Below are 26,563 nucleotides of genomic sequence, written 5' to 3'. Positions count from 1 at the left end.
AATGGAAGTACAAGGAAGAATTAAATTGATTGGAGACACGCAATCGTTTGGAAGTAATGGTTTTAGAAAGCGTGAGGTAGTTGTAACTACAGAAGAGCAATATCCGCAGCACATCATGATTGAGTTTGTTCAAGATAAAACGGATTTGTTGAATACATTTCAAGTAGGACAACAGGTGAAAGTTAGCATCAATTTAAGAGGAAGAGAATGGGTGAATCCACAAGGAGAGACTAAATATTTTAACTCGATTCAAGGATGGAGAATTGAAGCGCTACAAGCGGATGCTTCAAATGGAAATATGCCACCTATGCCGCCAGCTGAGGCTTTTGAACCAGCCAATGATTTAAATGATGAAGATCACGACGATTTACCATTTTAATAAAAGAGATTAAAAGATTAAATTGAGCCTGTTAAGTTAATTAACAGGCTTTTTTATGAATATTACCCAAACCATAGAGACTGTTTTTAAGAGGTTTTTGCCTTCACCTTTTACCATAGCTGTTTTGCTTACTTTGCTGACTATAGCTCTCGGTTTTATTTTTTCACCGGGGGGTGCTGATGGGAAGTCGTTTCTTCAAGTGCTTTCTTTTTGGGAGAATGGTATCTGGAATAATGCCCTTTTGGTTTTTGCCTATCAAATGATGCTTATTTTGGTTCTTGGGCATGTGTTGGTTCTTAGTAAACCAATGAACCAGCTTATTCTAAAGTTGACCCAATATGCTAATACCACGACCAAAGCTATCGTTTTGGTAAGTGTCAGTACCATGTTGGTGGCCTTTTTTAATTGGGGTCTCGGACTTATTTTTGGAGCCATTTTGGCTCGAAAGGTAGGAGAACAGGCAGCAGAAAATCAAACCCCTATCAATTATCCGTTAATTGGTGCTTGTGGCTATGTGGGTCTAATGGTGTGGCATGGAGGGATAAGTGGTTCGGCACCCATAAAAGTAGCTGAGACGGGACACTTGAATTCTTTAATGTCTCAAATAGCTTCCGAGGAGGTTCTTGCCAAATTGCCTAATAGTATCAATTTTAATGAAACGGTTTTCAGTTGGTGGAACTTGATACTCATTGGTGTTTTATTGGTATTGATTCCGTGGGTTCTTGTCAAAGTATCTAAGTCTACTTCTATGAAAGTGCCGTCTTTAGAAGTTTACAAGTTTCATACAAAAGAAAATCAAAAATTGGAGGGAGCAGAACTACTTGAAATTTCAAAAATAATGGCTTGGGTTTTCGGACTCATTATTTTAGGAGCTCTTTTATATCAATATTGGGATGCTTTTATGACCTTGCAAATCACACCCAATATGTTGAATTTTTTCATGTTGGGATTGGCAATTTTGATGCACGGTAATTTTCATAATTTTCTTGCTGCTCTAGAAGAAGCTATCAAGGATACTTCTGGAATATTGATACAGTTTCCTTTGTATTTTGGAATTATGGGAATAATGAAGGAAACGGGTATGGTGGTCATGGTTTCTGATTTTTTTGTGTCCATCGCTAATGCTACAACCCTTCCCATTTTTACTTTTTTTAGTGCCGGGTTGGTCAATATCTTTGTTCCCAGTGGAGGCGGACAATGGGCTATTCAAGGCCCTATTGTCATTGAATCGGCCTTGAAATTGGGGGTACCACTTCCCAAAGCCATCATGGCCTTGGCTTATGGAGATCAAATCACGAATATGTTACAGCCGTTTTGGGCGTTGCCCCTATTGGGGATTACCAAGCTAAAGGCTAAGGAAATTTTACCCTACACCTTGATCATGATGGTGGTTGGGATAGCGGTTTTTGTTTTAGGATTGCTCATTTTTTAAGATAGGTTATGATATATTTAGAGCCGAATGTTCCCTTTCCTGAAATCCCACAAACCGCCATGGAAGGTGTGGTGGCCCTTGGTGGTGAGCTGTCGGTAAACCGACTTTTGGAAGCTTATGGCAAAGGTGTTTTTCCTTGGTTTGAGGAGGGGCAGACCATCCTTTGGTGGTGTCCTGATCCACGGTTTGTGTTGTTTCCTAAAAAGTTGAAGGTTTCCAAAAGCATGAAACAGGTTTTGAGAAGTAACCAATTCCGGGTTACTTACAATCAAGATTTTAGAGCAGTGATTGAGAACTGCGCCAACATCCATCGGAAAGGTCAGGATAGTACCTGGATTACCCAGGATATGATTCAAGCCTATGTGAAGCTCCACCAATATGGATTTGCCAAATCGGTGGAGGTTTGGGAAAACAACGAACTGGTGGGTGGTTTGTATGGGGTTGATTTGGGCAAGGGTGTGTTTTGTGGGGAGAGTATGTTTGCCAAGGTGAGTAACGCCAGCAAGGTGGGGTTTATTAGATTGGTTCAGGATTATGACTATCGGCTTATCGATTGCCAGGTGCATACCGATCATTTGGCTAGTTTGGGTGCCGAGGATATGGCCCGGGAGGTGTTTTTGAGTTGCCTGTAAGCATATTGCATGGTTGAAAAGTCAAACCTTCCTGTGGTGGATTGGAGGGATGCAGCTGTCTTTGGTTTGGCTGTCTTGTTTTTGCCATTTATGCCGAATTGGATCCTTTATTCCGAAAGGCCTCTTCCATATACGTGGTTTTGTGTATAGCTATTTTAGGACAATACAAACTAGGCCGTCCTAAAATGGCTATACAGATTTAGGTATTGGGGAGGACATTTATGTTTGGGTAGTGATTGGGATTTTTGTTACTTGTGGGTTTGAATTTAAGTGGAGGATATGGGTAGGATGTTTGTGGTAGTTGAGGTAGAATCACGATATTGAGTATTAACATGAGATGTTTATTCGTTTTATTATTTCTTACTTGTTTGTTTTCTTGTAAAAAGAACATGAAGGAGCCGAATGTTTCGGCTGAAATAAAGGGTTTAAAGGAGAATTATATGGATTTATATTTTCCGGATACGGTTACTGTAAATTCAACCAATAAAGGATTTGTAAAGTATTATAATAGATTTGATACAATTACCAAGAAACTATTTGAGGGTGAAGATACATTAAGGATGATTACATTCTACACTAGAAAGAATAAAAGCTTTGTAACCAATAATATAGAAGAATTATTAAAAACGGTGGCGAAGGATAGTTTTTATCCGAGAAAATCTGATATAGATAACAATAATTATATTATACATTTTGAACAAAAATTCCCAACTGTAGGTAAATGTTATCTTGAGGGACTTTTTAGGGACGAAGTATATTTTTTAGAAGATTCTCCTTTACGAGTTTTGACAAAATATTTTTATGTTTCCAAACCGGTTTATGTTATAGATAAATGAGTTTCTTAACACATTTGTGCCGGCTGAGTCAGAATCACGGATTGCAAATCCGCGATATCGGTTAAATTTACAGATTTCAAATCCAGTAAATTGGGTGGCGACAAGGAGCAAATTGCTATAATATCAATGCAAATGATCCAGAGGTTATGATTAGAAGATTAATTTTATGCTTACCACTTTTTATACTTAGTTTTTCTTGTGAAAAGAGAGAAAAGAGTATTATGGATTATCTTTTAGAAGGGAATAATATTTCGGATAAAAAATATGGACATACATTGAACCTTGATTATCCGATAATAGAAAATGGATTTGATTTAGAATTTAATTTTTATTATAAAAAAGTTTTAGGAGAGACGACTACTTATTCTTTAGCTGTTAAAGATTCTGTGTTTGCTGAGCTTGATTGGGATGAGAAAGATTTTGCCCAAGCTAGGAATGATCGTTTGGAAATAGAAACAAAACCGATTGAATCTTATAAATTTAACAATGAGGAGAATAAGTTAATCTTTGTTTCTAAAAGGGATGAAAGTATATTTTTTGTACAAATAATATATTTTGAAAATACCGTCAACGACTTAAGGGGCAAGACTTATGATGATATATTAAATGGGAATCTTGTAGAAGTAAGCCACATGCTTGCATTAATTTACATAGTCAAAAACAATACAGTAGTAAATGTATATGTTGAAGATGGAGGTATTGGGTAATGGCGGAAGTGTTCCAACTACTTTAGAACCAATCCCTATTGTATGGTTGTTCAACGTTCGGAAACCACACAAAAAGACTTGTGCGGTAGCATAGGAATTTGTTTTCATGAATAAAAAAGTTCCATTTCAATCAATACGTTCGTTTAAATGATTGTATCTTTGATAGTATCATATGATACTATCATAAATGAAGCCACCTTACGATATAACATCTTCTATTTTAAAATTAATAACTTCTATTTCTGAAAAAATAGGGGAGGTAAATGCTAATTTATTAAACAAACCTTCCCCTAAACTGAGAAAGCAGAACAGAATAAAAACCATTCATTCTTCTCTAAAAATTGAAGGAAACACGCTTACTGAAGAACAAATTACAGCACTGCTTGAAAACAAAAGAGTAATCGGTCCCAAGAAAGATGTTATTGAAGTTTTAAATGCGATTAAAATTTATGAGAACTTAGAAGCATATAATCCTTCCAATGAAAAATCTTTTTTAAAAGCCCATCAAAACTTAATGGAAGGTCTCATTGAAAATGGGGGGAAATACAGAAATCAAAGTGTGGGAATTGTTAAGGGGTCAAAAGTAGAACATTTGGCACCTCCATTTGAAAATGTTCCGTTTTTAATGAAAAACCTTTTTCAATACTTGCAAAAGTCAGACGAAATTGAACTAATTAAAAGTTGCGTCTTTCATTACGAAATGGAATTTATACATCCATTTTTGGATGGAAATGGTAGAATGGGAAGATTGTGGCAGACTTTAATTTTAATGGAAAAATATCCCGTTTTTGAATTTTTACCTTTTGAAACTTTAATTAGTAATGACCAAGAGAGCTATTATAAAGTGTTGGCCGAAAGTGATAAATCTGGGGAATCAACAAGATTTATAGAATACATGCTAAACGTTATTGATATTTCAATAAGCGAATTATTGGATTTTAATAACCGAACATTCACCGAAAAGGATCGGTTGGAGTATTTTACTTCTTTGAACAAAACGGAATTTACGAGAAAAGATTACATGGATGTTTTTAAGGATATTTCTTCTGCGACTGCTAGTAGGGATTTAAAAAAAGGTGTGGAATTAAAATTATTCGAAAAAAGAGGAGAGAAAAATAAAACAAAGTATCGCAAAAAATAAGCGGCATTAACCAAGAATTGAAGGGGCCCCTAAGACTTGATGACATATTATGAGAGGACATTTATGTTTGGGTAGTGATTGGGATTTTTGTTACTTGTGGGTTTAAATTTAAGTGGAAGAAGTGATTGGGATGTTTGTGGAAGAATCACGGATTGTAAATCCGCGATATCGGAAAGCAGATTTCAACAGGTCATTAAGTGGGTTAAGTCTTAATTCTTCTCAAAAGTCAAATAATCCGTACCGCCATTACCACCACTAACGTCAATCAATTCAATTTTGGTTGAAGATTGGGATATAAAGTCCCAGTCATCATTCAAGTCTTCAAAATTGTTGGTCAAGTTGAAATGCAGATTGAAATGCAAATCGTCGGGACTGTCATCGTTGCTATTACTATCTGTGATGCTCCAAGTCCCATCATAAGTATTGGTTCCGTTGGTGGCGCTAACACTTCCATTGCTCATAAAGTTGAAGTTATATCCCGAGAAATTGGCAGTTTCGTTATCCCCCGAGTCAATGAACTTAGTAATCTTCCAAGTGCTAGCGGTGACATTATTTTCAATTTCATTTTGGGTGTTGTTTGAGCTGCTATCGTCATCGTTGTTACACGAAAATATGACTAATAAACCCAATAGCAGACTGGAGATTAGTGTTCTCATTTTTAAATAAATTAGTTTGTGAAGTATCTCTAAGGTACGAAAAAAATGAATGTTAAAAAAGCTTCCTTAGTCTTGATTTTTGTCATGGCTAAACAAAGGAATTTTTATTTGTTTGGCTGATTCCCTTGCGGTCAATAACATAGGGGCAAACACCCCTACAGCAATGGCCAATAGAATGAACATGGTCTTGAAGCCATTGGTCACAGTCTCGTTTAGCAACGGTAAAAAATCTTCAGGAGTTTGGTTGTAAGCCAACCTGATAATTCCCTTCATGGTATGGTAGGCAAAAGATCCGGGAACCATAGGAATGACAGCCGGAATGGCAAAAACAAAAGGCGGGGAATGCTTGGAATGGGCAGCAGCAATACTTACAAAGCCAATAAAGATAGAGGCAATTAAAGTGCCTAAAATAACACCGTTATTCCATTCTAAGAATAACAGTTTGACAAGACCACCAAATCCCCCCATCATAAAAATGGCAGTTAGGGTTCTTTTGGGAACGTTAAACAAGATGGCAAATCCCAAGGCCGCAAAACCAAACCAAAACCAACTTTCTATAAAGTGCATCCAGTCCATCCGTTATACAAAATTATAGATTAATAAGGCTATCAATAATCCCGATGCAATGGCAAAGGAAATAACAAACCCGTTTACAGCTCTTACCAATCCGTTTAGGGAATAGCCATCTAAGAAATCAGAAATGGAATTAATTAATGGAATCCCAGGAATCAAATATAAAATGGAAGTTACTAAGGTGATGTTATCGTGCTCATAAAGCCCAAAATAGCCAAGACTTCCAGAGATTATTGTGGACAGGAACGCCGCTAAAAATACGGTGAAATAAGGGTTGAAGCTCTTCTTGGTTAATTCCTGTCTAAGAAAGAGACCTGTAATGGCTGCAATAAAGACGGCTCCCATTTCAAGGGGATCGCCTCCCGCTAACCTACAAAAGGAACTACAGGCGAATGCCACAGCTGTTAAAACCACCCATCTAGGATATTTGGGTTTGGATTTTAAACGTTCGATTTCTTTCCTAACTTCAGCCATTGGTAATTGTTCTTCAACTATGTGCCAACTTAAACGACTGATGCCGCTTACCATAGTGAAATCGGGGACCTGGGCATACGTTTGCTTTACTTGATTGAAAAAGGTTTTGCCCTTTTCGTCATAAATAGTCAACATGATGGCCCTATGGGTTATGAGAAATTCGGCTTGGTTGTGATAGCTTTGGGCAATCCGTTTCATGGTCACCCGAATCCTGTTGGTGTTGGCCCCGGCACTCATCAATAAGGTCCCCACCTCGAGTAGGAGGTCTCCTAGATCGTTTAAATGCTCGTTATTGTTGCTAGCCTGTTGCATACTAAACTTCTTGATACCTAAAGCAATTCACTTCATGGTCATTGACCATACCTGTAGCCTGCATGTGGGCGTAAATAACGGTAGAGCCAACAAACTTAAACCCGCGTTTCTTTAAATCTTTACTTATGGCATCGCTGAGTGGTGTGGTAGCAGGTGCTGACTTGTAATGATCCAGTTTGTTTTTAATGGGTTTGCCATCTACAAATCCCCAAATATATTTGGAAAACGACCCGAATTCTTCCTGGACTTTCATGAAGGCCTGAGCATTGGTCACAGTGGCGCGTACTTTTAGTTTGTTTCTAATGATGCCAGCATCTTGAAGGAGATCCAATATTTTTTCTTCTGAATACTGCGCTATTTTATGATAGTCAAAATCATCAAAGGCTTTTCTAAAGTTGTCGCGTTTTCTTAGGATGGTGATCCAACTTAAACCTGCTTGAAAGGTTTCTAAAACAAGGAATTCAAAAAGGGTTTCGTCGTCATAAACAGGAACCCCCCATTCTTGATCATGGTAAGCTTCATAGAGGTCGTCGCCTACACACCAACCACATTTATGTTTCGCCATTTTGTGCCAAATTAAGACACTAAGATAAGAAAGAAACGGAAGCTAATGTTTGGATTTAAATAAAAATGTAATGGTTCCTAATTGGGTTTTTTTAGCCCGATCGGGATTAAATCTGGCCTTTTTGGCATATTCCAAAGCACTTTCTTCCAAACACTCGTTTGAGGAAGTTGTGGATCCGTTCACGTTAGCCTTGGTGACCATGCCCTGTTCATTAACTGTGATATTAATGACCACTTTTCCGCCATCTTCACATAAGTAAATAGGAATGGGAAGGTATTCATGAGTTCGGTCCTTAAGGGAGTATCTGATGGTTGTATTTTTGTTAACCGATTGTTCTCCCGGAGCCGCACTACTGCGTTGTTTTTTTAATAGGGCATTAACCTCATTGAAAGAACTCATGGTCTCCTCATCGATACCTGCATCGCTGTCAGCACTGGAATCTTCCAAAGGCTCTTCTGATACTTCTGTGGTTTCGGTGTTTTTTAATTCGTAGTCTTGAGGTGGCTCAATGGGTTGATATGCTTGAGCGAATCGTTTGTAAGTGCTGGTTTCGTTTATAGCCTTATTGGTGCTATTGGCAGCATTGTCTTCTGCCTCGGCTTCCAATTCTTCCAGTTTTTTAAGCTCTTCAAGCATTTCTTGAGGCTCCATTTCGTAGTAACTTTCTGCAAGCACCTCTTTTTGCCTTTTTAAATGCATATTGAAAACGGTGAGCAAAACAGTACCAGAAATGAGTGCTGTTATGAGAATGGCCTTATGTTTATCAGATAAATTCAAACGTCACAATTTGGGTTGGATGCCGTTAGTTTTCACGAAATATACGTAAAATTCACGTTTTTAGTTCATAAGTTGTCCAAAAAGCTATCAATGGACTGGCTATTCTCAATGGAGAAATCGCCAATTCTAGTACGTCTAAGAGCTGAAAGATGCCCGCCAGAATTCAATGCTTTTCCAAAATCATGGGCCAAAGAGCGGATGTAAGTCCCTTTACTGCAAACCACCCTAAAATCTACTTGCAATCCATTTATTTGGGTTATTTCAAATTCTGATATGTTAATGGTTCTGGATTGGATTTCTACTTCTTTACCTTCTCTTGCAAATTCGTAAAGGCGCTTCCCTTCCTTTTTAATGGCAGAAAATACAGGTGGAAATTGCTGGATGTCACCAATAAACTGTTTGGTGGTTTCGTGAATCAAGGTTTCGGAAATATGCTCGGTAGGAAAGGTTTGATCAATTTCGGTTTCCAAATCATAAGAAGGTGTCGTGCTTCCCAATACGATGGTTCCGATGTATTCTTTTTCCTGACCTTGGAAGGTTTGTATTTCCTTGGTTTTTTTTCCTGTGCAGATGACCAATAACCCAGTAGCCAAAGGATCTAGGGTTCCTGCGTGACCGACTTTTATTTTTTTAAGGTTGTGTTTTTTTCTAATTGCCCAACGAAGCTTATTCACTACTTGAAAGGAAGTCCAATCTAAAGGCTTGTCAATGAGCAGCACCTGTCCGTTTTTAAAATCTTCTCCCGTTATCATTAGCTTGTGAATGAATAAATGATGGCAATTAAACCAACGATGGCACAATAGACTGCAAAATAGGTGAGTTTGCTTTTTCTTACCAAAGATATCATCCAGGTGCAAGCAAATAACCCAGATACAAAGGCAGCAATAAAACCTATGGTCAAAGGCATAAAGTTGGTAGCCTCATAAGTTAATTCGCCCCCTAAAATATCTTTAGCAATTTTCCCTAATATTAATGGGACCACCATTAAGAAAGAAAATCTAGCGGCTTTGGTTTTGTCGTTTCCTAGCAATACAGATGTAGAAATGGTCGCTCCAGATCTGGAAATACCGGGCAACATAGCAATAGCTTGTGATATTCCAATCACAAAGGCATTGGCAAAGCTTACTGGTTTTTGTGTGTCTTTGGCACGATCTGCCAAGAATAAAAGGGCTGCTGTAACCAATAGCATCAAGCCTACCAAAAGAATGTTTCCGCTGAACAAATTTTCCAATTCTTCTTCGAACAACAAGCCTATAATGACTGCTGGAATCATGGAAATACCGATTTTAACCGCAAATTGTAAATCGTCATTCCATTGGAATTTTAAAATTCCTTTGATAATGTTGTAAATGTCTTTTCTGAAAATTACCAAGGTGCTCAATGCTGTTGCAAAGTGTAATACAACGGTAAACAACAGACTTTCCTTAGGCACAGAATTATCCCCTAGAATGGCTTTCCCCAGTTCCAAATGGCCGCTGGAAGATACAGGTAAAAACTCGGTAAGCCCTTGTATAATACCTAAAATGATTGAATCAATGATATCCATGAAAATTGGTATGGTTGGAGTTTAAGTAATGAGGAGCCAGTTAGTCTTTGTCTGGATTGACCAAGATGGCATAAACTTCAATGGCAAACCCAATCAATACAAGAGTAGGGGCCAATCGAATGCGTCTAAAACTAAAAATATCAGGATTGAAGACATTGGGATCGTCGCTTCCACCACCAGACATTAAAATAAAACCAACGGCAATAAAGGCTAAACCAATAAGCATGAATTTGTAGTTCTTTTTCCCAAAAAGGAATTGCCCTTTGGCTTCTTCTCTACGTTTTTTCTCTCCCATAATCAATTGAATTCGGTAAAAATAATCTGGTCTCCTAGCTGTATTTGGGCAATATGTTCAGAAGTGCCCCAAAACAGCTTTGGCAGTTGCAAAGTAACGGATTTATTTAAAATTTGCTTGTTAAGGCTATCTAAATTTAGGCCTCTTTCCAAGCCGCGGTTAATGTAGTATAAATCCCCACTGCCATCCTTAAAGACAATATCATGTGAGGAACCTTCATAAATTTCAACAATCTGTACCGTTTGACTGGCACATTCCTCAGGTTTTGGATCTGAGATAATGTTTGATTTGGCAATGAAAAAAATAAACACCGCAAACAATAAAAGAAAGATGTAGAATATTTTTTTCATAACTCAAATTAGTAATACAACTGATCTGTTTTTAAATTCAAGAATCGTTGTGTGGCAATAAAGGTACTGATCCACGTGATGACAATCCCCATGGCAAAAACACCTAAAAATAACGAAGCAATCAGTATTTGGTTTTTCAAAAATTCCAATTCGGGGAACGTTTTGTCAATGTAATATAATACCACAGCCATTCCAATAAGTGCGACAACGGCTCCAATAATACCTAAACGTACACTCTTCCAAACAAACGGACGTCTAATGAATTTTTTCGTGGCTCCCACCATTTGCATGGTTTTGATAGTAAACCGTTTGGAATATACCGAAAGTCTGATGGAGCTGTTAATCAATAACACGGCAATCACGGTAAATAGACCGCTGATTACTAAAATCCAAAAGCTTATTTTCTTGACGTTGTTGTTCATAAGAGTAACCAGATCATTGTCATAACGCACTTCATCTACAAAGCTTTTTGAAGTGGTTTCATCGGCTATGAGTTTCAGTTGTTCTTCGGTCACATAATCGGCTTTGATGTGTACATCAATCGAGTTTAAAAGCGGATTAAAACCAAGGAATTCCATAAAATCTTCCCCATTTTCGGCTTTCATAGATTCGGCAGCCTGCTCTTTGGAAACATATTCTATGGATTTTACATAATCTGCCATGGCAAGACTTTTCTCCATTTGCTTCACTTCAACCTCTTTGGCTGTGTCTTTCAAGTAGATGGTCAATACCACTTGTTCTTTAAAATGGTCTGAAACTTTTTTGGCATTCAAAACCAAAAGACCCAAAAGACCCAATAGAAACAACACAAGGGCGATGCTTAGTACTACAGAAAAATAAGAAGAAATCAATCGGCGTTTTTGATACCTTTCAAACGATGAACTCATAGAATATGTAGGGTTAACTCTGTAAAAATATAAAGAAATCTCTTAACCTAACCTTTACAACGTTTAAACTTTCAACATTGTTATATTAACCGTAAATTTGCGCTTTTAAAAAGCAGAAACTCAACGATGAAATACAATTTCAACGACATCGAAGCCAAATGGCAGGCATACTGGGCCGAGAACCAAACTTTTAAAGCCGAAAACCATAGTGATAAACCTAAGTATTATGTCTTAGACATGTTTCCTTATCCTTCTGGAGCGGGATTGCATGTGGGGCATCCGCTAGGATATATCGCTTCTGATATTTATGCGCGTTATAAACGACATAAGGGCTTTAATGTCTTACACCCTCAAGGGTATGATAGTTTTGGTTTGCCGGCAGAGCAATATGCCATACAGACTGGGCAACACCCTGCGGTGACTACCGAGGAAAACATTGCCACCTATCGACGTCAGTTGGATCAAATTGGATTTTCATTTGATTGGTCACGCGAAGTGCGTACCAGCAATCCAGACTATTACAAGTGGACGCAGTGGATTTTCATTCAGTTGTTCAATTCGTATTACTGCAACATCGATAACAAAGCTGAAGACATTTCAGAATTAATCAAAGAGTTTGAACGTGCCGGTAATGCCAAGGTAGATGCTGTTTGCGATGAGGATACGCCTAGTTTTTCTGCTGAAGATTGGAACAGCTGGTCTTCAGAAAAGCAACAAGAAATCTTATTAAAATATAGATTGACTTACTTAGCGGAAACCGAAGTTAACTGGTGTCCGGCTTTGGGAACCGTGTTGGCGAATGATGAAATAGTCAACGGAGTTTCTGAAAGAGGTGGTCATCCTGTGGTTAGAAAGAAAATGACACAATGGAGCATGCGTATTTCGGCTTATGCAGAACGTTTGCTTCAAGGATTGGAAACCATCGATTGGACCGATTCTCTTAAAGAAAGTCAGCGTAATTGGATCGGGAAATCGGTAGGGGCTTCAGTGGTTTTCAATGTCAAGGATCATGAGGTTACGATTGAAGTATTCACCACACGTCCTGATACTATTTTTGGGGTGAGTTTTATGACCTTGGCCCCAGAGCATGAATTAGTATCTAAAATTACCACGCCGGAACAACAAGCGGAGGTAGAAGCTTATATAGAAAAAACAGCCAAACGCAGCGAACGTGAGCGTATGGCGGATGTAAAAACTATTTCAGGGGTGTTTACAGGTGCCTATGCCGAACATCCGTTCACAAAAGAACCGGTGCCGATTTGGATTGGTGACTACGTGTTGGCCAGTTATGGAACTGGGGCTGTCATGGCAGTTCCATGTGGGGATCAACGTGATTACGATTTTGCGAAGCATTTTAATATCACGATTCCTAATATTTTTGAAGGGGTTGATATTTCTGAAGAAGCCTTTGCTGATAAAGAAAACACCGTTATTGGGAATAGTGATTTCCTTAACGGATTAAACTACAAGCAAGCTACCAAAAAAGCCATTGAGGAACTTGAAAAACTAGGTCAGGGGGAAGGAAAAACCAATTACCGTTTGCGTGATGCGGTATTTAGCCGTCAGCGTTATTGGGGAGAACCTTTCCCTGTGTATTATGTGAACGGAATGCCTCAAATGATTGAAGCTAAACATTTGCCTATCACATTACCGGAAGTAGAAAAGTATTTGCCAACCGAAGAAGGGGAGCCGCCATTAGGTCGTGCCGACGTTTGGGCTTGGAATACCGAAACTGCTGAGGTGGTTAGCAATGAGATGATCGATAACAAAACTATATTTCCATTGGAATTGAACACCATGCCGGGTTGGGCTGGAAGTTCGTGGTATTTCTTTAGGTATATGGATGCGCATAATGATGAGGCTTTTGCTAGCAAAGAAGCTTTGGACTATTGGCAGAATGTGGATTTATATATTGGAGGTAGCGAGCATGCTACAGGCCATTTATTGTATGCCCGTTTCTGGACCAAGTTTTTAAAAGACCGTGGTTATGTGCAAGTAGATGAGTTTGCCAAAAAACTCATTAACCAAGGTATGATTTTGGGGACGAGTGCGTTTGTTTATCGGATAGAAGGAGAAAATAAATTTGTTTCTAAAGATTTGGTTCAAGATCAAACGGTTCAACCTATTCATGCTGATGTTTCATTCGTAAATGCTTCGGATGAGTTGGATGTTGATGCCTTTAGGAATTGGCGTCCAGAATTTAAAGATGCTCAATTTATAACCGCGGAAGACGGAACTTTTAAAGTCGGTCGCGAAGTCGAAAAAATGTCCAAGTCCAAATACAATGTCGTCAATCCAGACAATATCTGTACAGAATACGGGGCAGACAGTTTAAGATTGTACGAAATGTTCTTGGGGCCTTTAGAACAATACAAGCCTTGGAATACCGCTGGTATTACAGGGGTTCATGGATTCTTGAAGAAACTTTGGAAGTTGTATGTAGACGACAATGGCATCAAAGTCACAGATGCTGAACCGTCCAAAGACAGTTTAAAGACCTTGCATAAAACCATTAAAAAGGTAGAAGAAGATATCGAAAATTTCTCTTTTAATACTTCGGTTTCGACCTTTATGATTGCTGTAAATGAGTTGACAGCTCAAAAATGTACTAGTAGAGCGATATTGGAGTCTTTGTTGGTATTGATTTCGCCATACGCACCTCATATCACCGAAGAATTGTGGAGCCAATTGGGTCATGAAGGCAGTATCTCTACGATAGCATTTCCTCAATTTGACGAATCCCATTTGGTGGAAAGCAGCAAGAATTATCCCATTTCCTTTAATGGGAAAATGCGTTTCACTATGGAGCTTCCTATGGATATGAGCAAGGAAGACATAGAAAAGGCGGTATTGGAATATGATAAAACCCAAGAGCAGTTACAAGGTCGTACCCCTAAAAAGGTGATTGTAGTTCCTGGTAAAATTGTCAATATTGTAGGATGAAATCCTTAAACATATCATAAGAAATAAGGGTTATGTTAATGGCCCTTATTTTTTGAGTTCTATCTTTTGAAAACTCTTTAAAAGTCCTATTTTGCATCCCACTTTGTAAATCATTTTCATGAAAGTTTGTATTGCCGAGAAACCAAGTGTCGCACGTGAAATAGCCTCTGTATTGGGGGCTAATACCAAGCGTGATGGCTATTTTGAAGGCAATGGGTATGCAGTGACCTATACGTTTGGTCACCTTTGTACCCTCAAAGAACCCAATGATTACAAACCCCATTGGAAAAGTTGGGATTTGAATAATTTACCCATGTTACCCGAAAAGTTTGAAACCAAGGTGGTAGCCAATTCGGGCATTCAAAAACAGTTTAAAATTGTCAAGTCATTATTTCAGAAAGCTGAGGTGATTATCAACTGCGGGGATGCTGGCCAAGAGGGAGAATTGATACAGCGTTGGGTGATGAATGAAGCTAATTATCAAGGTGAGGTAAAACGCTTGTGGATTTCGTCTTTAACTACCGAGGCCATAAAAGAAGGTTTTGATAATCTCAAACCTGCTGCCCATTACGACAACCTTTACTATGCAGGTTTTTCTAGGGCTATTGGCGATTGGTTATTGGGAATGAATGCCACCAGATTATACACCCTAAAACATGGGGGATATAAACAAGTGCTGTCTATAGGTCGGGTGCAAACTCCAACCCTGGCCATGGTGGTTAATCGTTTTAAGGAGATTGAAAATTTTAAGCCACAGCCATATTGGGAGTTGCAGACCCTCTACCGCGATACCCTTTTTAGTTATGAGGAAGGCCGGTTCTTAAAAAAGGAAGATGGAGAGGCTTTGGCAAACCAAGTTAAAGAAAGTGAGTTTGAAATTGAGGATGTCTCTAAGAAAAAAGGCAAAGAATATGCGCCCAAGCTCTTTGATTTGACTGGCTTGCAAGTGTACTGCAATACCAAATTTGGTTTTTCAGCCGATGAAACATTAAAAATTGTTCAAACCTTATATGAACGAAAGGTTGTGACTTACCCTAGGGTAGATACAACTTTTTTACCAAGTGATATCTATCCCAAAGTGGAAGGCATTCTAAATAAACTAACGCAGTACTCAGCATTGACGCAACCCTTGCTGGGAAAGAAAATCAAAAAGTCCACAAAGGTATTCAACGATAAAAAGGTAACCGATCACCATGCTATAATTCCCACGGGTATGGAGGCCAGTTTGCCATATAACCAACAGCAAGTTTACGACATCATTACCCGACGTTTTATTGCTGTGTTTTATGAAGATTGTACGGTTTCCAATACCACAGTTACAGGAAATGCTGCTAAAATTTTGTTTAAGGCTACGGGTAAGGAAATCTTAAAAAAAGGCTGGCGTGTGGTGTTTGAAAATCCGGATGCCAAGGAAAGGGAACCAGATATTTTACCAGCTTTTGAAAAGGGTGAAAAAGGGACTCATGAGCCTTCGTTTTTAGAAAAGGAAACCAAACCCCCAAGACAATTCACCGAAGCTTCCCTATTGCGTGCCATGGAAACTGCAGGCAAACAAGTAGATAATGAAGAGCTACGGGATCTCATGAAAGAAAATGGTATTGGAAGGCCATCTACCCGCGCCAATATTATTGAGACCCTATTCAAGAGAAAATATATCAAGCGAAATAAAAAACAGGTATTGCCCACGGTGACCGGTATTCAGTTGATTGATACTATTCAGAATGATTTGTTGAAATCGGCCGAGTTGACAGGTTCTTGGGAAAAGCAATTAAAGGACATTGAAAAAGGGGAGTATAGTGCCGCTGCTTTTATAAAAAACATGAAGCGCATGGTAGATGCTTTGGTGTATGAGGTACGTAGTGAAACCACCCGTGCTAATATTTCGCAAGCCATGGTAGTTAAAAATAGAGCGGTCAAAGCTGAAAAAGTAAAGGCAGCAGGAATTCTAAATGAGGACTGCCCTAAATGTCAAAAGGCCAAATTACTGAAAGGGAAAACCGCTTATGGCTGTAGTGGCTATAAGTCTGGTTGCGATTTTGTGTTGGCCTTTAGTTTTATGGGCAAGAAGATATCCGAAAAGCAGTGGATTCGATTGCTTCAAAAGGGGTCTACGGTCAATTTAAAAGGTTTTAAGGCAGACGGCGGAATTGTGGAAGGCTTACTGCGGTTTGATGAAAACTTTAAGTTGAAATTGGAACCTAAGAAAGGAGCGGTCAAAAAGAAGGCTTCAACAGATACAAATGTTTTGGCGTGCCCAAAGTGCCAAAAAGGAACTGTCATAAAAGGTAAAACAGCCTATGGTTGTAGTGCCTATAAATCGGGCTGTGATTTTAAGGTGGATTTTGATGTCGTTAGGAAAGCCATTGGGGATCAAAAACCAACCAAGGCTTTGGTGTATCAGATTTTAACTTCGCACAAATAAACCTATTTTTATCATTCTTAACCCACTTGTCATTCCTGCGAAGGCAGGAATCTTTCAAGTTCAAACGGTGTCATCCCTAACTCGTATGAGGAACAAAAAAATCATTAATTTTAGCTCTAAAAACAAAATACCCTATAATTTATAGGGGTCATTTTAGTAAAATTGTTAAAAAGGAAATCTGACTCCTTTTTTGTTTGGGGGTATGAAATAAAAAACCCAATTTTGGAATATAAAAATCTTGAAATCATGAAAATAGGTGTTCCAAAGGAGATCAAAAACAATGAAAATCGTGTAGGGATGACTCCCGCTGGGGTTTTCGAATTAATCAATAGCGGTCATTCGGTTTATATTCAGTCCACTGCAGGAGAAGGTAGTGGATTTTTTGATGAGGATTATCAGGAAGTAGGAGCAGAAATTCTGCAAAGTATCGAGGAGGTCTATGATATTGCTGATATGATTGTGAAGGTTAAAGAGCCCATTGCTTCCGAATATTCTTTGGTGAAACCAAAACAAATTGTGTTTACTTATTTTCATTTTGCTTCCAGTGAAGCCCTAACCTTAGCCATGTTAAAAAGCAATGCCGTATGTATTGCCTATGAAACGGTAGAGGATGAGGAGGGTACGTTGCCTTTATTGACACCCATGTCTGAAGTGGCTGGTAGAATGGCTATTCAGCAAGGGGCCAAATATTTGGAAAAGCCCATTAAAGGACGAGGCGTTTTGTTAGGAGGTGTGCCTGGGGTGACACCGGGGAAGGTTCTCATTTTAGGAGCAGGTGTTGTGGGTGTTCAAGCAGCAAAAATGGCGGCTGGTCTAGGGGCTCATGTGACCATTATGGATGTGAATATGAAACGTCTCAGATATATTAATGATATTATGCCTCCCCATGTGGTTACTGAATATTCCAGTAAATTCAATATTAAAAAACACATTCAAACCCATGATTTGATTATTGGTGGGGTTTTGATAAAAGGCGCTAAAGCTCCTAAATTAATCACTAGGGAGATGCTGAAACTGATGCGTCCTGGGACCGTATTAGTGGATGTGGCAGTAGATCAAGGAGGTTGTATGGAAACAACTAAGCCCACAACCCACGAAAACCCGACCTATATTATTGATGATATTGTACATTATTGTGTGGCTAACATGCCCGGAGCGGTTCCCTATACTTCTACCTTGGCACTCACCCATGTCACTCTGCCTTATATTTTAAAATTGGCAAATATGGGATGGGTAAAGGCCTGTGAAGCCGATGAGTCCTTGCAAAAAGGTTTGAACGTGGTGCATGGAAAGGTTGTTTACAATGAAATTGCTGAGGCCTTTGGATGGGAGTCCAAGACAGCTTAATCTGACAAAATTTCTTAACAAGAATTTGGCGCATTATTTGCTGTAATTGCTCTAATTTTAATATTTAAAAATTGAGAGTATGTTAGGCTATTATATATTATTAGGAGCGATTGCGCTCGTCAGTTGGTTGGTGAGTAATCAACTGAAGCAAAAATTCCATAAATATTCGCAAGTACATCTTCGGAATGGAATGAGCGGACGCGAGATTGCTGAAAAGATGTTAGCGGATAATGGCATTCGTGATGTGCAAGTTATTTCTACACCAGGTCAATTAACAGATCATTACAACCCAAAAAATAAGACAGTCAACTTGAGTGAATCGGTTTACTCACAAAGGAATGCTGCGGCCGCTGCCGTTGCTGCCCACGAATGTGGACATGCGGTTCAGCATGCACAAGCATATAGTGCATTAGGAATGCGTTCTGCATTGGTACCTATTGTAAGTGTTACTTCTGGAATGTCTCAATGGTTGGTCATTGGTGGATTGGTGTTAGGTGCGGGAGCCGGAATGGGCTTGGGTTACTGGATAGCCGTTGCCGGATTGGCATTTATGGGATTTGCAACCTTATTTAGTTTTATAACTCTTCCTGTAGAATATGATGCCAGTAACCGAGCTTTGGCTTGGTTAAAGAACAAGAATATGTTGTCACAAGAGGAATATGCTGGAGCTGAAGATGCTTTAAAATGGGCTGCCAGAACCTATTTGGTGGCGGCAATAGGTGCCTTAGCTTCTTTATTGTATTGGGCATTCCAAGTATTTGGAAGACGGGATTAAAAAGTCACATATAAAAATTGAAAGTCGGATTTTTCTTTCCGACTTTTTTTTTGCTAAATTACCTCCTCAATTAACTAAATCTTATTTATGGAAAATCAAATGGAAAACAAATTGTTATTAAGTGATTTGTCAGCTGTCGATAGGGTAGCATTTTACAAAAAGACCTATGCCCATGTGGCTGGAGGGGTATTGGTTTTTATTCTTTTTGAGTACTTACTGTTGCAAAGTGATGCAATTGTTGATTTCGCTCTATCTATGACCCAAGGTTGGCGTTGGTTATTGATGTTGGGTGGGTTTATGTTCATTACCAATTATGCAGAAAATATGGCTATGAAAAGTGAAGATAAAAATAAACAGTACTTGGCTTATGGTCTGTATATTTTAGCTGAGGCTTTTATTTTTGTTCCACTCCTATATATTGTAATCAATTTATTGCCAGAAGGGACTAAGGTGCTAAATCAAGCGGCTATTGTCACCTTATCATTGTTCACCGGTCTGTCTGCTGTTGTTTTTGTGACCAAAAAGGACTTTTCCTTTTTAAGAACCGGTTTAACCATTGGTTTTTTTATTGCTCTAGGATTAATTGCCGCAGGAGCCATCTTTGGGTTTGACTTAGGTTTATGGTTCTCTGTTGCGATGTGTTTACTGGCAGGAGGGAGTATCTTGTATCAAACCTCTAACTTGGTGAATAAATACTCGACGGATGATTATATTCCGGCTGCTTTGGGATTGTTTGCTTCTTTAATGTTGTTATTTTGGTATATACTTCAGATCTTTATGAGTAGAGACTAAAAAGAAATCTATAAGATTAAAAAAGCCCTTTCAAAAAGGGCTTTTTTTTATACTTGAATTTGACGGTCAATTTGCTGCTGCAGTGAAATAAAGGTTTCCGTTCGGGAAACTCCCGGGATGGATTGAATTTCTTTATTCAACAAATGCATTAAATGTTCATTGTCCTTACATAATATTTTGATAAAAATACTCCAGTTACCTGTGGTGTAATGACATTCAATAACTTCAGGTACTTTTTTTAATTGTTTCACCGCCTCAGGGTTGTTCATGGCCTTATCTAAATAAACACCAATAAAAGCCATGGTGGTGTAACCTAATACTTTGGGGTTGATAATAAATTTGGATCCTGAAAGCAAACCAGACTTCTCTAATTTTCTCAATCTTTGATGAATAGCAGCTCCAGAAATGCCCACTTGTCGAGCTATTTCCAGGATAGGGGTTCTTGCGTCTTCCATAAGGGCGCGCAGGATTTGTTTATCTATTCCATCGATTTCAATATGGTTTTGATTTGTAACTTTCACTATAGTATAATTTTAGGAATGTAAATGTAAGCATTGAGTTTTAAAATGAAAGCTTAAAATCAATGTTTTACAATAATTGTTTAAAAAATGAATGAGATTGGCATCTATCTATCACTAAAGGTTTAAAGGATTATAGCCAAAATAAGGAACTTCATACTCATGGAACCGAATATCAAAGGTTTCCAATTCCTTTAAAATAGGGTCGTATACTTCTTTGGTTATGGGGATTTGAACACCTGGAGTGGTTATCTTTTTGTTCAAAATGGCGAGGGTAGCAATGGCTACCGGCAAGCCTACCGTTTTAGACATGGCGGTGTACGTTTGATCTTCACCTGTGGTAACCATGGTGGCGTCTATTTGATGCTTTTTCCCGTTAAGTTCATAGCCGAATTTGTGGTACATGACAATCATATCTTTGTCATCTGGAGCTAAGTCCCAGCTGTCCATTAAAATCTTTTGAAGTATTTGCGCCGGAGTGGCTTCTCTGAGTTCCACTTTTTTAGAATGGCTAAAAATATCTAGTTCTTCCAATTTATCCCAAACAATATCGTCTTGGTCAATTTTCAATTGATGTCTGAATTTGAGTTCTACAGAATCTGTTGGACTGTATGGCAGAAAGGCATTTACGAAATCTCTATAAGTCATGTTCTCACTATCCTCTATGGTGTAACTATCATCCGTCATACCCAGTTGCACAAACATATTCCAGGCTCTAGAAAAACCAACCCGTCTCATCGTACCACGGTATAGGGTTTTAACTTGATCAAGACCATAGGTCGATTGATATTTTAGGGAGTCTCTATTGGCATAGGCCTCAAACCTTCCGTAGCCTTCCACATCTAAAAATTCGGTTCTTCTAAATAGACGGTTATAAGGTATGTACTTGTAGGTTCCTTCTTGAAGAAATTTAGCAGCGCCACCTTGACCTGCAACGACCACGTTTCTCGGGTTCCAAGTGAATTTATAATTCCATAGGTTATTGTCGCTTTCGGGCGCAACCAGCCCCCCAGTGAAGGATTCGAATAAAATCATTTTTCCGCCTTTATCTCGAATGGTATCAATCACTTTCATGGCGCTCATGTGATCAATTCCTGGATCCACACCAATTTCATTCATGAAAACAAGACCCTTATCCTTTGCTGCTTTATCCAGATTTTGCATATCATCGCTTACATAGGATGCGGTAACCATGTTCTTGTTGAATTTGATACAATCTTTTGCGGCTTCAATGTGAAATCTAGCTGGTAGCATGGAGACCACGATATCTGCATTTTCAATGGCATTTTCACGAACTTGTTTATCAAAAACATCAAAGACAATGGCTTGTCCGTTTTTGTGGTTGTGTACTAATTTTTGGGCATGACTGAAATTTTTGTCGCCAACAATGATGAGTAGATTTTCTTCTTCGGATTTGTCAAGCAGATATTTTATCAAGTAAGACGATGATTTGCCTGAACCAATGACCAATATTTTTCGCATAATTAGTTAAGTTGAGTAATTTTGTGTTCACGAATTTAGTGAATTGAATGAGCAATAAAAACCTAAAATACTTTTTTAGATGAATCAGAAAATTTTAATAACTGGAGCCCTTTTTGGAATCTTAAGTGTGGCTTTAGGTGCTTTTGGTGCCCATGGATTGAAAGCTGTATTAAGTCCCGAGCAACTAACTACATTTGAAACAGGTGTGCGCTACCAAATGTATCACGCGATATTGCTTTTATTTGTTGGTGGGACCAATATTTTAGAGGTTAAGACTAAGAAAACCATTTTTATTTTAATCCTTGTCGGTATTATCTTTTTTTCTGGATCTATTTATGGTTTGGCTACAAATGAGATGTCTGCCTTTAATTTCAAAACCATTGCTCTTATCACACCAGTTGGAGGTTCAGCATTAATAGCCGCTTGGGTGGTCATGTTGGTTGGTTTTATAAAAAAGTCACAGGTTTAAATCATTAAAAATAGCTATATAAAAATAAAGTTTTAGCTTTGTACCAACAATTCAAAACAAAAACTCATGGCTAATTACACCCAAACAACGAAAACGATTTCGTTAGAGCCCTATGGCATTAAGAATGCTCAGGTAAATTACCAACTATCTCCAGAAGAACTTCAAGAAGTAACTATTGAAAATGGACAAGGTGTAGAAACTGCAAATGGAACTTTGGCAGTTAACACAGGTGAATTTACGGGAAGGTCTCCCAAAGATCGTTTTATTGTAAAGGATGCTATCACAGAAGATAAGGTTTGGTGGGGAAATATCAATATTCCTTTTGATTCTGATCAATTTCAAAAACTATATGACAAAGTTGTAGATTACCTTTCAGGAAAGGAAATTTTCGTGAGAGATGCCTATGCTTGTGCAGATCCTAACTATAAATTGAACATTCGCGTCATTAATGAATATCCATGGAGCAATATGTTTGCTTATAATATGTTCTTAAGACCTGATGAAACAGAATTAGAAGACTTCTCACCAGAATGGACTGTGGTCAATGCTCCCGGTTTTATGGCTAACCCTGAAGTGGACGGGACACGCCAACACAATTTTGCTATTTTGGATTTTACAAGAAAGATAGCGTTGATTGGAGGAACTGGTTATACTGGGGAAATAAAAAAAGGTATTTTCTCAGCACTTAATTTTATTTTACCTGTTTTCAAAAACACCCTTCCTATGCACTGTAGTGCTAATGTTGGGAAAGATGGCGATACTGCTATTTTCTTTGGTTTATCTGGAACAGGGAAAACTACTTTGTCAACTGACCCTAACAGAAGTTTGATTGGGGATGATGAGCATGGTTGGACTAACGAAAATACCGTATTTAATTTTGAAGGCGGTTGCTATGCTAAAGTCATCAATCTGTCACAGGAAAATGAACCTGAAATCTTTCAAGCGATTAAAAAGGGGGCTATTCTAGAAAATGTTATTTTGGATTCAAATGGTGAAGTTGATTATGAAGATACCTCGATAACTCAAAATACAAGGGTGAGTTATCCTATTTACCACATAGACAATATTAAAAAACCGTCAATTGGTGAAAATCCAAAAAATATCTTTTTCCTTACTGCTGATGCTTTTGGAGTTTTACCTCCAATTTCAAAGCTTACTCCGGCTCAGGCTGCTTACCATTTTATTTCGGGATATACCGCTAAAGTGGCGGGTACAGAGGCAGGCGTTGTAGAACCCCAGCCTTCTTTCTCGGCTTGTTTTGGTGCGCCTTTTATGCCATTGCATCCAACAAAGTACGCTGAAATGTTGAGCAAAAAAATGAAGGAAGCTGGGGTTAACGTTTGGTTGGTCAATACTGGTTGGACTGGTGGACCTTATGGTGTAGGAACCCGAATGAAATTAAAGTATACAAGAGCTATGATCAATGCCGTTTTAAATGGTGATTTGGGTCTGTATAATTATGATGATTATCACATTCACTCTGTATTTGGGGTGGCACAACCTAGACATTGTCCAGGAGTACCATCTGAAGTTTTAAGTCCAAGAACTACTTGGAATAATGACAAAGCGTATTATACAACAGCTTTTAAACTTTCAAATGCTTTCCGGGAAAATTTCAAAAAATTTGAATCTTTTGCCAGTGAAGAAATCAGACGGGGAGGACCACAGCGATATAGCTTTTAAAATACAAATACCTAAAAATCAGATGTTGTTCATCTGATTTTTTTTTGTTTATGTTAAAAAATTGGTAAGTTTAAGAAGACAAACTATTAACCAATTTATCCTATGAAACAAAAACTACTATTATTTATTGCTTTATTAAGCTTTGGTTTTTCTGGTGTTTGCCAGTATACAGCAATACCAGATTCTAATTTAGAATTAGCCTTGGCTTTTTTTGACGACATCCCCAATGACAACCAAATACCAACCGCAACGGCTTCGGCCTTTACTGAGGTTTTGAATATTGAGAACTTTGATATTACAGATTTATCAGGTATTGAGGCATTTGATAACATTACGGGTATTATTTTAGGTTATAATGCTAATTTGGAATTTGCTGATTTTTCGGTCTTACCGCAATTGGAATCTATTTCATGTGAGAGCTGTTCTTCTTTGGAAAGCATTGATGTCGCTGGCTTGTTTGATTTGACAGATTTATACATGCCAGATGCCGCTATAAATAGCCTGGATTTGAGTTCTAATTTTGCGTTGCAAAATTTAAATGTTAGAGCTAATAATTTAATTACCCTTGACTTGAGCTTAAATATCAATTTAGTTACACTGGATGCTTATAATAATGGTGGCGGATCGAGTTTAATTTTGATAGATTTAAGGAATGGAAACAATGCTAATATCACCTCATTTGATACTGATTTTAATGGAAACTTAAGCTGCTTGTTTGTTGATGACCCTAGTGCTGCATATTTGTCTGGATGGACCATAGATGCACAAACAACTTTAATGAATGAATCCTCTGAATGCACTCTATCTGTATCGGAGGTAGATAATGAAATAGGATTCCAAGTGTATCCCAATCCGGTTAGTAATAATCTAAATGTTCGTTTAAATGGAAACCAAACTGCTCAACTTGAAATTTACAGTGTTACAGGGAAACTGGTGCATTCTAGTGAATTGTTAGAAGGGAGTAATGTCATAAATATGTCTCATCTTTCTGGTGGGATCTACATGGCCAAGTTGTTTGTAGATGACCATATGGAAATTAAGAAGCTGGTCATTCAATAAGGAAAATCATACGTCATAAAAAAAACGACTACTTTAAGTAGTCGCTTTTTATTTTGAATAAGTCAAAAACTTACTTCTTTTTGTTTACTTCATTAATGTATTTCTCAAGCGCCATTGTCATAGAAGGCGTCTCTGGAGTGGGTGCTTGAATATCAACCCTTAATCCTTTCTCTTCAACTGCTTTAAGAGTGGTGTTCCCAAAAACAGCTAAACGCGTGTTATTTTGTTTGAAATCAGGGAAATTGTGAAATAGGGATTCAATTCCTGAAGGACTAAAGAAAACTAGGATATCGTAATAAACATTAGCTAGATCAGATAAATCACTGATCACGGTTCTATAAAAAATAGCTTCTTTCCAATCAATTCCCAAATTGTTTAGAATTTCAGGGACTTCAGGCTTCAATTTGTCGGTGGTAGGAAGTAAGAATTTTTCGTCCTTATATTTTTTGATTAAAGGAGATAATTCAGCAAACGTTCTCTTACCTACATAAATTTTACGTTTTCTGTAAACCACATATTTTTGCAAATAGTAAGCAACAGCCTCAGACTGACAAAAATATTTCATGGTATCAGGAACCTTAAAGCGCATTTCTTCTGCTACTCTGAAGAAATGGTCCACAGCATTTCTACTCGTAAGAATAATAGCCGAGTAATTGTTAAGGTCGACCTTTTGATGTCTAATTTCTTTGGCTTCTACACCTTCGACATGAATAAAGGGTCTAAAATCAATTTTAACTTTTTGTTTCTCTTGTAGATCAAAATAGGGCGAATTTTCTATTTTAGGTTCGGGTTGAGACACTAAAATTGTTTTCACTTTCATAGGATAAGTCAGTTTTATGCTTTTGCAGTTTCAATAAACAACTTGTATAAAATCAGATAAGGTCCGATTTCAAGTGCGCAAAGATACAAAATAAAATAAAAGAATTCCTTTTTAATTAAACTTTGATGTGATTTGTAAGAGGTGATTAGACCTACTAAATTGACTAAAAACAGGAGGGCAATAACAATAAGAATGATGGTTTTATTGGGTGTCAAACTATATAATAAAACGGCATTTATGGGGACTAATAGAATACCCAAAAAGTTTTTGTAGGAAATTTTTTGAAAAAGGTATTCGTCGATCAGTTTGTCGATGTTGAATATACTTGCCACCAACCTTTCTATAAGCACCTTTACCAGTATAAAGACACTGATTGCCAATATAAGTCTAAGAAGATTATTTGCAGATATTTCAATGGGTTCAAAAACTGTATTAAGTGTGATCCAAATAAAAATAGCTAGGGAGAAAATGAGATTGACAAATAACAAGCTGTCGAAGTAATCAAAAAACTTTTGATTTTTTTCATAGACCTTGAGGTAAGTTGAGCTTACAAAAATCCCTATAAATTGGTTAAACCGCCTTTCAAAAAACAATTTGGAGGCAGCTACCAAAATAATTCCTGTTACCATAAGGATGGTAAATAAGTCATGCGTGTCATAATCTCTTAGCATGGTTTAAAATTATTACAAAA

The 26,563-nt window shown here is 37.9% G+C and carries 28 protein-coding genes; 14 read left to right on the top strand and 14 right to left on the bottom strand.

Features of this window, described 5'->3' with window-relative positions; translation table 11 throughout:
• Position 1: 1 nt before the first annotated feature.
• The 6 genes from GZ212_RS05810 (at position 2) to GZ212_RS05785 (ending at position 5,127) form a co-directional block, all read left to right on the top strand.
• The gene (locus GZ212_RS05810) at positions 2-379 is read left to right on the top strand and encodes a DUF3127 domain-containing protein (protein ID WP_053971079.1); all 378 of its coding nucleotides are present in this window, start codon (positions 2-4) and stop codon (positions 377-379) included.
• 55 nt (positions 380-434) lie between these two features.
• Positions 435-1,811, top strand: a complete 1,377-nt coding sequence (locus GZ212_RS05805; RefSeq protein WP_166958073.1) for a short-chain fatty acid transporter — start codon at positions 435-437, stop codon at positions 1,809-1,811.
• A gap of 8 nt (positions 1,812-1,819) precedes the next feature.
• Positions 1,820-2,443, top strand: coding sequence for a leucyl/phenylalanyl-tRNA--protein transferase (gene aat / locus GZ212_RS05800; RefSeq protein ID WP_166958071.1), 624 nt, complete (start codon positions 1,820-1,822; stop codon positions 2,441-2,443).
• A gap of 389 nt (positions 2,444-2,832) precedes the next feature.
• Positions 2,833-3,279 (top strand): hypothetical protein, encoded by a 447-nt coding sequence (locus GZ212_RS05795; protein ID WP_166958069.1) that lies wholly within the window; start codon positions 2,833-2,835, stop codon positions 3,277-3,279.
• Positions 3,280-3,425: 146 nt separating this feature from the next.
• Positions 3,426-3,986 (top strand): hypothetical protein, encoded by a 561-nt coding sequence (locus tag GZ212_RS05790; RefSeq protein WP_166958067.1) that lies wholly within the window; start codon positions 3,426-3,428, stop codon positions 3,984-3,986.
• Between the two features lie 187 nt (positions 3,987-4,173).
• Complete coding sequence (locus GZ212_RS05785; protein WP_166958065.1) at positions 4,174-5,127, top strand: Fic family protein; 954 nt, start codon at positions 4,174-4,176, stop codon at positions 5,125-5,127.
• Between the two features lie 209 nt (positions 5,128-5,336).
• Here the strand turns inward: GZ212_RS05785 and GZ212_RS05780 are convergent, their stop codons facing one another.
• The 10 genes from GZ212_RS05780 to GZ212_RS05735 form a co-directional block, all read right to left on the bottom strand.
• Positions 5,337-5,783, bottom strand: coding sequence for a hypothetical protein (locus GZ212_RS05780; protein ID WP_166958063.1), 447 nt, complete (start codon positions 5,781-5,783; stop codon positions 5,337-5,339).
• Positions 5,784-5,849: 66 nt separating this feature from the next.
• Complete coding sequence (locus GZ212_RS05775; protein WP_206080388.1) at positions 5,850-6,350, bottom strand: threonine/serine exporter family protein; 501 nt, start codon at positions 6,348-6,350, stop codon at positions 5,850-5,852.
• 12 nt (positions 6,351-6,362) lie between these two features.
• A complete protein-coding gene (locus GZ212_RS05770; RefSeq protein WP_166958059.1) occupies positions 6,363-7,142 on the bottom strand; it encodes a threonine/serine exporter ThrE family protein in 780 nt (259 codons plus the stop codon).
• Position 7,143: 1 nt separating this feature from the next.
• Positions 7,144-7,707, bottom strand: coding sequence for a DNA-3-methyladenine glycosylase I (locus tag GZ212_RS05765; RefSeq protein ID WP_166958057.1), 564 nt, complete (start codon positions 7,705-7,707; stop codon positions 7,144-7,146).
• A gap of 42 nt (positions 7,708-7,749) precedes the next feature.
• Positions 7,750-8,484 carry an energy transducer TonB gene (locus tag GZ212_RS05760; protein WP_240923762.1) on the bottom strand — a complete coding sequence of 245 codons (735 nt, stop codon included), beginning with the start codon at positions 8,482-8,484 and terminating at the stop codon, positions 7,750-7,752.
• Positions 8,485-8,549: 65 nt separating this feature from the next.
• Positions 8,550-9,236, bottom strand: a complete 687-nt coding sequence (truB, locus tag GZ212_RS05755; RefSeq protein WP_166958055.1) for a tRNA pseudouridine(55) synthase TruB — start codon at positions 9,234-9,236, stop codon at positions 8,550-8,552.
• The gene (locus GZ212_RS05750) at positions 9,236-10,030 is read right to left on the bottom strand and encodes an undecaprenyl-diphosphate phosphatase (RefSeq protein ID WP_166958053.1); all 795 of its coding nucleotides are present in this window, start codon (positions 10,028-10,030) and stop codon (positions 9,236-9,238) included. The genes truB and GZ212_RS05750 overlap by 1 nt, the downstream gene beginning before the upstream one ends.
• A gap of 40 nt (positions 10,031-10,070) precedes the next feature.
• Positions 10,071-10,325 carry a DUF3098 domain-containing protein gene (locus GZ212_RS05745; protein WP_166958051.1) on the bottom strand — a complete coding sequence of 85 codons (255 nt, stop codon included), beginning with the start codon at positions 10,323-10,325 and terminating at the stop codon, positions 10,071-10,073.
• A 2-nt stretch (positions 10,326-10,327) separates the two neighbouring features.
• Positions 10,328-10,675 carry a hypothetical protein gene (locus GZ212_RS05740; protein WP_166958049.1) on the bottom strand — a complete coding sequence of 116 codons (348 nt, stop codon included), beginning with the start codon at positions 10,673-10,675 and terminating at the stop codon, positions 10,328-10,330.
• 8 nt (positions 10,676-10,683) lie between these two features.
• Entirely contained in the window at positions 10,684-11,562 is an 879-nt protein-coding gene (locus GZ212_RS05735; protein WP_166958047.1) for an ABC transporter permease, read from the bottom strand.
• Between the two features lie 126 nt (positions 11,563-11,688).
• Here GZ212_RS05735 and leuS point away from each other — a divergent pair, with 126 nt between their 5' ends.
• The 5 genes from leuS (at position 11,689) to GZ212_RS05710 (ending at position 19,841) form a co-directional block, all read left to right on the top strand.
• Positions 11,689-14,505: a leucine--tRNA ligase gene (gene leuS / locus GZ212_RS05730; RefSeq protein WP_166958045.1), complete on the top strand. Its 2,817-nt coding sequence runs from the start codon at positions 11,689-11,691 to the stop codon at positions 14,503-14,505.
• A 118-nt stretch (positions 14,506-14,623) separates the two neighbouring features.
• Positions 14,624-16,927, top strand: a complete 2,304-nt coding sequence (locus GZ212_RS05725) for a type IA DNA topoisomerase (protein WP_166958043.1) — start codon at positions 14,624-14,626, stop codon at positions 16,925-16,927.
• 246 nt (positions 16,928-17,173) lie between these two features.
• Positions 17,174-18,274 carry an alanine dehydrogenase gene (ald, locus tag GZ212_RS05720; protein WP_166958180.1) on the top strand — a complete coding sequence of 367 codons (1,101 nt, stop codon included), beginning with the start codon at positions 17,174-17,176 and terminating at the stop codon, positions 18,272-18,274.
• A 79-nt stretch (positions 18,275-18,353) separates the two neighbouring features.
• Positions 18,354-19,049: a zinc metallopeptidase gene (locus GZ212_RS05715; protein WP_053971094.1), complete on the top strand. Its 696-nt coding sequence runs from the start codon at positions 18,354-18,356 to the stop codon at positions 19,047-19,049.
• An 87-nt stretch (positions 19,050-19,136) separates the two neighbouring features.
• Complete coding sequence (locus GZ212_RS05710; protein ID WP_166958041.1) at positions 19,137-19,841, top strand: Bax inhibitor-1 family protein; 705 nt, start codon at positions 19,137-19,139, stop codon at positions 19,839-19,841.
• Positions 19,842-19,888: 47 nt separating this feature from the next.
• Here the strand turns inward: GZ212_RS05710 and GZ212_RS05705 are convergent, their stop codons facing one another.
• Both GZ212_RS05705 and GZ212_RS05700 read right to left on the bottom strand, forming a co-directional pair.
• Positions 19,889-20,362 carry an Lrp/AsnC ligand binding domain-containing protein gene (locus GZ212_RS05705; protein ID WP_053971096.1) on the bottom strand — a complete coding sequence of 158 codons (474 nt, stop codon included), beginning with the start codon at positions 20,360-20,362 and terminating at the stop codon, positions 19,889-19,891.
• 114 nt (positions 20,363-20,476) lie between these two features.
• Complete coding sequence (locus tag GZ212_RS05700; protein ID WP_166958039.1) at positions 20,477-21,841, bottom strand: saccharopine dehydrogenase family protein; 1,365 nt, start codon at positions 21,839-21,841, stop codon at positions 20,477-20,479.
• 79 nt (positions 21,842-21,920) lie between these two features.
• Here GZ212_RS05700 and GZ212_RS05695 point away from each other — a divergent pair, with 79 nt between their 5' ends.
• From GZ212_RS05695 to GZ212_RS05685, 3 genes are all read left to right on the top strand, one after another.
• Positions 21,921-22,310 carry a DUF423 domain-containing protein gene (locus tag GZ212_RS05695; protein ID WP_166958037.1) on the top strand — a complete coding sequence of 130 codons (390 nt, stop codon included), beginning with the start codon at positions 21,921-21,923 and terminating at the stop codon, positions 22,308-22,310.
• A gap of 66 nt (positions 22,311-22,376) precedes the next feature.
• On the top strand, positions 22,377-23,993 hold the full coding sequence (pckA, locus tag GZ212_RS05690) for a phosphoenolpyruvate carboxykinase (ATP) (RefSeq protein WP_166958035.1): 1,617 nt from the start codon (positions 22,377-22,379) through the stop codon (positions 23,991-23,993).
• 102 nt (positions 23,994-24,095) lie between these two features.
• Complete coding sequence (locus tag GZ212_RS05685; RefSeq protein WP_166958034.1) at positions 24,096-25,052, top strand: T9SS type A sorting domain-containing protein; 957 nt, start codon at positions 24,096-24,098, stop codon at positions 25,050-25,052.
• A gap of 70 nt (positions 25,053-25,122) precedes the next feature.
• Here GZ212_RS05685 and GZ212_RS05680 read toward each other — a convergent pair whose 3' ends face one another.
• Positions 25,123-25,872, bottom strand: coding sequence for a uroporphyrinogen-III synthase (locus GZ212_RS05680; protein WP_053971101.1), 750 nt, complete (start codon positions 25,870-25,872; stop codon positions 25,123-25,125).
• 14 nt (positions 25,873-25,886) lie between these two features.
• Positions 25,887-26,543, bottom strand: coding sequence for a DUF4271 domain-containing protein (locus tag GZ212_RS05675; protein ID WP_166958032.1), 657 nt, complete (start codon positions 26,541-26,543; stop codon positions 25,887-25,889).
• Between the last annotated feature and the right edge of the window lie 20 nt (positions 26,544-26,563).

Origin of the sequence: Mangrovimonas sp. CR14 (genome assembly GCF_011764015.1) — a bacterium.
GTDB classification, from domain to species: domain Bacteria; phylum Bacteroidota; class Bacteroidia; order Flavobacteriales; family Flavobacteriaceae; genus Mangrovimonas; species Mangrovimonas futianensis.
The sequence above is the reverse complement of the archived record's forward strand: the minus strand, read 5'-3'. Positions and strand labels throughout refer to the sequence as shown.